The following is a 6029-nucleotide window of genomic DNA, read 5'->3' as shown; positions in this document are numbered from 1 at the left end:
AGATGTGTATAAGAGACAGGCCTTGCGCCGCCCCCTGCCCGCCTCTGCGCTGGCCGTGCTTGCCCTGGGCGGTTGCGGCAAGGACAACGGCGCCTTTTTCCAGGGCTACGCCGAAGGCGAATATGTCTACGTGGCGTCGTCCGAGGCCGGCCGGCTGGCCGAGCTGCCGGTGCGGCGCGGCCAGCAGGTGCAAGCCGACGCGCCGCTCTTCGCGCTGGAAGCCACGCGCGAAACCGCGGCGCGCGACCAGGCCAGCGCGCAATTGGCCGCCGCCGTGGCCCAGGAAGAAGACATCGCCACCGGCAAGCGTCCGCCCGAAGTGGACGTCAGCCGCGCCCAGCTGGCGCAGGCCGAGGCGGCCAGCCGCCGCTCGGCGGCGCAACTGCGGCGCGATACCGACCAGCTCCGCATCGGCGGCATCGCGCGCGCGCAGCTGGACGACAGCCGCGAACAGGCGCAATCGGACGCGGCGCGCGTGCGCGAGTTGCAGGCCCAGCTGGAAGTGGCCCGCCTGCCCGGCCGCGACGACCAGCGCCGCGCCCAGGCCGCCCAAGTCGATGCGGCCCGCGCCGCGCTGGCCCAGGCGGAATGGACGCTGGCGCAAAAGCGCCTGGCGGCGCCGGCCGCGGGGCTGGTATTCGACACGCTCTACCGCGTGGGCGAATGGGTGCCTGCCGGCAGTCCGGTCGTCAGCCTGCTGCCGCCGGGCAACATCAAGGTGCGCTTCTTCGTTCCGGAAACGGCGTTGGGCGCGCTGAAGGTGGGGCAACAGGCGACGGTGCGCTGCGATGGCTGCGGCGATCCCATCCCCGTGCGCATCGACTACATATCGACCCAGGCCGAGTACACGCCGCCCGTGATCTACAGCCGCGAAAGCCGCAGCAAGCTGGTCTACATGGTGCAGGCGCGGCCAGCGCCCGAAGCCGCCACGCGGCTACATCCGGGCCAGCCGGTGGAAGCGGTGCTGCAATGAGCGCGCCCGCCGCCACGCAGGAAGCATCCGCCGGGCAATACGTCATCGACGTGCACGGCCTGAACAAGCGCTTCGGCAGCAAGCACGTCGTCAACGACGTGTCGCTCCAAGTGCGGGAAGGCGAGATCTTCGGCTTCCTGGGCCCCAACGGCAGCGGCAAGACGACCAGCATCCGGCTGATGTGCGGTTTGTTGACGCCGGATTCGGGCAGCGGCACCTGCCTGGGCTACGACATTCTGCGCGACAGCGCGCAGATCAAGCGGCACGTCGGCTACATGACGCAGAAGTTCTCCTACTGGGACGACCTGACCATCCGCGAGAACCTGGATTTCGTGGCGCGCATGTACGGCATGCCCGAACGGCGCGCGGCGGTGGACCGCGCGCTGGAAGACCTGGGCCTGCAAAGCCGCGCCGGCCAGTTGACGGGTTCCTTGTCCGGCGGCTGGAAGCAGCGCCTGGCGCTGGCGGCCTGCCTGCTGCATCAGCCGAAGCTGCTGCTGCTGGACGAACCCACCGCGGGCGTGGACCCGACCGCGCGGCGCGACTTCTGGGAGCAGCTGCATGAACTGGCGGCGCGCGGCATCTCGGTGCTGGTCAGCACGCACTACATGGACGAGGCCGAACGCTGTCACAAGCTGGCCTACATCTCCTACGGCCGGCTGCTGACGCAAGGCACGGCCGAGGACGTCATCGCCGAGCAAGGCCTGACCACCTGGGCCATCCACGGCCACAACCTGGTGCCTCTGGCGCAGCGCCTGCGCAACGCGCCGGGCGTGGACCAGACCGTGGCCTTCGGTTCGGCGCTGCACATCAGCGGCCGCGACGCCGCCCTGCTGGAACGCACGCTCAGGGACGCCATCGCCGGCCAGGACCTGACCCTGGAACCCATAGCCACCAGCCTGGAGGATGTCTTCATCTACCTGATGAAACGCTCCACCGACAACTTCGCGAGCCCGCCATGATGCGCCATCTGCAAGGCTTTTCCTGGTCGCGCTGGTGGAGCATGGTGCTCAAGGAGTTCCTGCAGCTGCGCCGCGACCGTATCACCTTCGGCATGATCGTGGGCCTGCCCATCATGCAGCTGGCGCTGTTCGGCTACGCCATCAACACGGATCCCAAGCAGATGCCGACGGCGGTCATCGCCGCCGACCACAGCCCGTTCACGCGCAGCTTCGTCGCGGCGATGAAATCGTCCGACTACTTCCATATCATCGAAGAGCTGGACAATGAAGAAGCGGGCCGCGCGGCCTTGGCGCAAGGGCGCGTCCTGTTCGTCCTGACCATTCCGCCGGACTTCAGCCGCAAGCTGCTGCGCGGCGAGCGCCCCGCGCTGCTGATCGAGGCCGACGCCACCGACCCCATGGCGACCGGACTGGCCATCGGCGCGGCCACGCAGTTGTCGCAGGCCGTGGCGACCAAGGACCTGACCGGACCGCTGGCCAGCCTGGCCGGCGGCCAGCCGCCCTTCGACGTGCTGGTGCACCAGCTCTACAACGAAGAGCAGATCTCGCAATACAACACCGTGCCGGGCCTGATGGGCGTGATCCTGACCATGACGCTGGTGATGATGACCGGCCTGGCCATCACGCGCGAGCGCGAACGCGGCACGATGGAAAACCTGCTGGCGATGCCGGTGCTGCCCATCGAAGTGATGACGGGCAAGATAGTGCCGTACATCGCGATAGGCCTGATCCAGTCCAGCATCATCCTGCTGGCCGCGCACTTCGTCTTCCACGTGCCGTTCCAGGGGTCGCTGTTGGCCGTGTACCTGTCTGCGCTGGTGTTCGTGGCCGCCAACCTGACCGTGGGCATCACGCTGTCGTCGCTGGCGCAGAACCAGTTGCAGGCCATGCAGCTGACCATGTTCTATTTCCTGCCCAACATGCTGCTGTCCGGCTTCATGTTCCCGTTCCAGGGCATGCCGATGTGGGCGCAATACCTGGGCAACCTGCTGCCGCTGACCCACTTCAACCGCCTGATCCGCGGCATCCTGCTCAAAGGCAACGGCTGGTGGGACTTGTGGCCCAGCATCTGGCCGCTGCTGGTGTTTACCGTGGTCGTCATGACCGCCGCCGTGAAGTTCTACCGCCGCACCCTGGATTGAACCGCCATGTCCCGCTCCACGCCCTTGCCCTTCCCGTCCGCCGCCGCGCCCTTGCGCCTGGCTGCGCCGGTCCTGTGCGCGCTGCTCGCGGGCTGCGCCGTGGGGCCGGACTTCGAGCGTCCGGCACCGCCGCGGGTCGACGCCTACACCGCGCCTCGCGATGCCTCAGCCGCCAGCGGCGCGCAACGCCTGCAGGACGGCGTCGACATCCCCGCGCAATGGTGGCAGCTGTTCCGCTCCGAAGCGCTCGACCAGCTGGTCCGGCAGGCCTTGCAGGCCAGCCCCACGCTGGAGCAGGCGCGCGCCCGCTTGCGCCAGGCCAATGAAGACCTGAACGCCGAAACCGGCGGCCGCATGCTGCCCCAGGTCGACGGCAACCTGTCGGTGACGCGGCAGAAGGTGGACCCTGCAGCCTTCGGCGTGCCGGTGGCCGAGCAGCCCCCGCCCTTCACGCTCTACAACGCGTCCATCGACGTGTCCTACACGCTGGACGTGTTCGGCGGCAATCGCCGCGCGCTGGAAGGCCTGGGCGCGCAGGTGAACTACCAGGCGCATGAGCTGCAGGCTGCGCGCATGTCGCTGGCCGCCAACGTGGTCACTGCCGCCATCCGCCAGGCCGACCTGAACGAACGCCTGGCCGACACGCGGGCATTGCTTGCGGCGCAGGAGCGGCAGCAGGACATCATGCGCCAGCGCCAGCAGGCGGGCGGCGTGTCCGAGGCCGATCTGCGCAACCAGGAGCTGCTGGTCGCGCAGACCCTGGCCACGCTGCCGCCGCTGGAATACCAGCTGGCTCAGGCCACGCACCAGCTGGCCGCCTACCTCGGGCTGGCGCCAGCCGAGCTGCGGTCCGCGCCCTTGCGGCTGGCCGACCTGACGCTGCCCGCCAACGTGCCCACCGGCGTGCCCTCGGCCCTGACGCGCCAGCGGCCCGACATCCTGGCCGCCGAAGCGCTCTGGCATCAGGCCTCGGCCAATGTCGGCGTGGCCGTCGCCAACCAGTATCCGCAATTCACCCTGACCGCCAGCTTCGGCTCGCAACGCACCCGCGCGGGCGACCTGTCCGATGGCCTGAACGTCTGGAGCCTGGGCCTGGGCCTGGTCCAGCCGCTGTTCCATGGTGGCGAGCTGCGCGCGCGCACGCGCTCGGCCGAGGCCGCCTACGACGCGGCCGCGGCCGGTTACCGTCAAACAGTGTTAGAGGGCTTCCGGCAGGTCGCCGACGCCTTGCGCGCGGTGCAGACCGACGGCGACGCCTACCTGGCCAGCGACGAGGCCTGGCGCCGCGCCGACCAGGCCGAGCGCATCGCGCAAGGGCGCTACCAGGCCGGCGGCATCAGCCACCTGAGCCTGCTGGACAGCCAGCGCCAACTGCTTCAGACACGCATTGCGCGCACCGCCGCGGACGCGGCGCGCCACGCCGACACCGCCGCCCTGCTGCAGGCGTTGGGCGGCGGTTGGTGGAATGAAACGTCCGCCGACGCACCATAACGGTGCCGCGACGCGCCTTGCGTAACCTTGCCCGAGAATTCGGGTAATAAAGTGGCGTTGTGCGGGGTTTAGGAAATCGCTGTATCCGATGCATCATGCATGCGCTCATGCTGCACAGATCACAACGATTCATGAATGACCTACTAGACCTGATCGTCTTCTCTCCCGATCCCGGAGTGCGCGCGCACCGCGGCGCGGCGCTGGCGGAAATGGGCTTCTCGCCCCGGTTGTGCGAAGACTCCAATAACTTGTGCCGCCTGTTTCAGGCCCGCCGCACCCCATTGCTGGTGATGGAAGCCGAGCTGTCCGATCTCTGCATGGCCGTGGCTGGCCTGCGCGCCCTGGACACCACCGCGGGCATCGTCGCCATCTCCACCTTCGACTCGCCCGAAAATCGCATACTCGGCCTGCACTGCGGCGCAGACGTCTGCCTGCCCTCTGACGCGGGCGCAACGGAAATCGCGGCTGCGTTGCAGGCGCTGGTGCGGCGCATCCCCGCGCCTGGCCGGCGCGCCGTCGACGCCGAGCCGCGTCTGGCGCAGCCGGCGCCAGGCGACGCGGCAGGCAAATGGCAATTCCATGATGCGGCCTGGACGCTGGTCAGCCCGCAAGGCAAGCGCCTGGCCCTGACGCTGGCCGAGCGCGAGTTCCTGCTCAAGCTGACGGCTTCCGCCGACAAGCGCCTGCCGCGCGCCGACGCAGCCATCACCGATTCGCATGGCGGCCACGAATCGATGCGCCGCACCGACGTGCTGGTCAGCCGCCTGCGCCGCAAGGCCCAGGACCTGAACCTGGAATTGCCGATCCGCACCGTCTGGGGCTGGGGTTACGCCTTTACCGGAGAAATCTGAGGAGGCTGGCCCGGATCAGCGTACGCGCCGCCGCGGCGCCGCGCGGCGGGCGTATCATGCGGCGTACGAGGCCGACTCCCGGCCTGCGCCCCGCCACATCCCGATCTACGCGCCCCGACATGGAAGTCTACGAACGCCTGCAAGCCTTGCTTGCCCAGAACCAGGCCCGCTACCGCCTGATTGAACACGCCGCGGCCGGCCGCTCCGTCGAAGTCGCCGCGATCCGCGGCACCGAGGTCAGCCAGGGCGCCAAGGCGCTGGTCTGCCGCGTCAAGATATCCTCCAACCAGCGCCGCAACGTGCTGGCGGTGTTCCCGGCCGACAAGCAGGCCGACCTGGACGCCATCGCCCGCGCGGCCGGCGGCAAGAAGGCCTCGCTGGCGTCGCAGGACCTGGCGCGAGAACTCACCGGCTGCGAGATCGGGGCCATTCCGCCCTTCACTTTCAATCCGGACCTGCACCTGCTGGTGGACCCAAGCCTGCGCGAACGCCATGGTGAAATCGTATTCAACGCCGGCCGCCTGGACGCCTCCATCCTCCTGAATACGGAAGACTACTTCCGGCTGGCCGCGCCCGACGAGGCGCCGCTGATCAAGGCCTGATCCCCAGG

At 69.0% G+C, this 6029-nt stretch carries 6 protein-coding genes; all 6 read left to right on the top strand.

All coding sequences use genetic code 11. From position 1 onward, the window contains the following. Positions 1-4: 4 nt before the first annotated feature. The 6 genes from DXK93_RS00150 to DXK93_RS00125 all read left to right on the top strand — a co-directional run bounded on the left by DXK93_RS00150 (position 5) and on the right by DXK93_RS00125 (position 6021). A complete protein-coding gene (locus DXK93_RS00150) occupies positions 5-973 on the top strand; it encodes an HlyD family secretion protein (RefSeq protein WP_119448991.1) in 969 nt (322 codons plus the stop codon). After that, positions 970-1935 carry an ABC transporter ATP-binding protein gene (locus DXK93_RS00145; RefSeq protein WP_054453859.1) on the top strand — a complete coding sequence of 322 codons (966 nt, stop codon included), beginning with the start codon at positions 970-972 and terminating at the stop codon, positions 1933-1935. The genes DXK93_RS00150 and DXK93_RS00145 overlap by 4 nt, the downstream gene beginning before the upstream one ends. Further along, entirely contained in the window at positions 1932-3077 is a 1146-nt protein-coding gene (locus DXK93_RS00140; RefSeq protein WP_119448990.1) for an ABC transporter permease, read from the top strand. Before DXK93_RS00145 ends, DXK93_RS00140 begins: the two co-directional genes overlap by 4 nt. A 6-nt stretch (positions 3078-3083) precedes the next feature. Beyond that, the gene (locus tag DXK93_RS00135) at positions 3084-4568 is read left to right on the top strand and encodes an efflux transporter outer membrane subunit (protein WP_119448989.1); all 1485 of its coding nucleotides are present in this window, start codon (positions 3084-3086) and stop codon (positions 4566-4568) included. A gap of 131 nt (positions 4569-4699) precedes the next feature. After that, on the top strand, positions 4700-5419 hold the full coding sequence (locus DXK93_RS00130) for a response regulator transcription factor (RefSeq protein ID WP_119448988.1): 720 nt from the start codon (positions 4700-4702) through the stop codon (positions 5417-5419). A gap of 119 nt (positions 5420-5538) precedes the next feature. Then, complete coding sequence (locus tag DXK93_RS00125; protein WP_054453853.1) at positions 5539-6021, top strand: YbaK/prolyl-tRNA synthetase associated domain-containing protein; 483 nt, start codon at positions 5539-5541, stop codon at positions 6019-6021. Positions 6022-6029 lie beyond the last annotated feature (8 nt).

Source organism: Achromobacter sp. K91 (assembly GCF_003576205.1).
Lineage (GTDB): Bacteria > Pseudomonadota > Gammaproteobacteria > Burkholderiales > Burkholderiaceae_B > Achromobacter > Achromobacter aegrifaciens.
Note: the sequence above shows the minus strand (reverse complement) of the source record. Positions and strands in the feature narration are given on the sequence as shown.

What these genes read in the sequence shown, in the direction of transcription:
- DXK93_RS00145 (WP_054453859.1), top strand. Translation starts at nt 970, where the DNA reads ATGAGCGCGCCCGCCGCCACGCAGGAAGCATCCGCCGGGCAATACGTC.
- DXK93_RS00125 (WP_054453853.1), top strand. Translation starts at nt 5,539, where the DNA reads ATGGAAGTCTACGAACGCCTGCAAGCCTTGCTTGCCCAGAACCAGGCC.
- DXK93_RS00140 (WP_119448990.1), top strand. Translation starts at nt 1,932, where the DNA reads ATGATGCGCCATCTGCAAGGCTTTTCCTGGTCGCGCTGGTGGAGCATG.
- DXK93_RS00135 (WP_119448989.1), top strand. Translation starts at nt 3,084, where the DNA reads ATGTCCCGCTCCACGCCCTTGCCCTTCCCGTCCGCCGCCGCGCCCTTG.
- DXK93_RS00130 (WP_119448988.1), top strand. Translation starts at nt 4,700, where the DNA reads ATGAATGACCTACTAGACCTGATCGTCTTCTCTCCCGATCCCGGAGTG.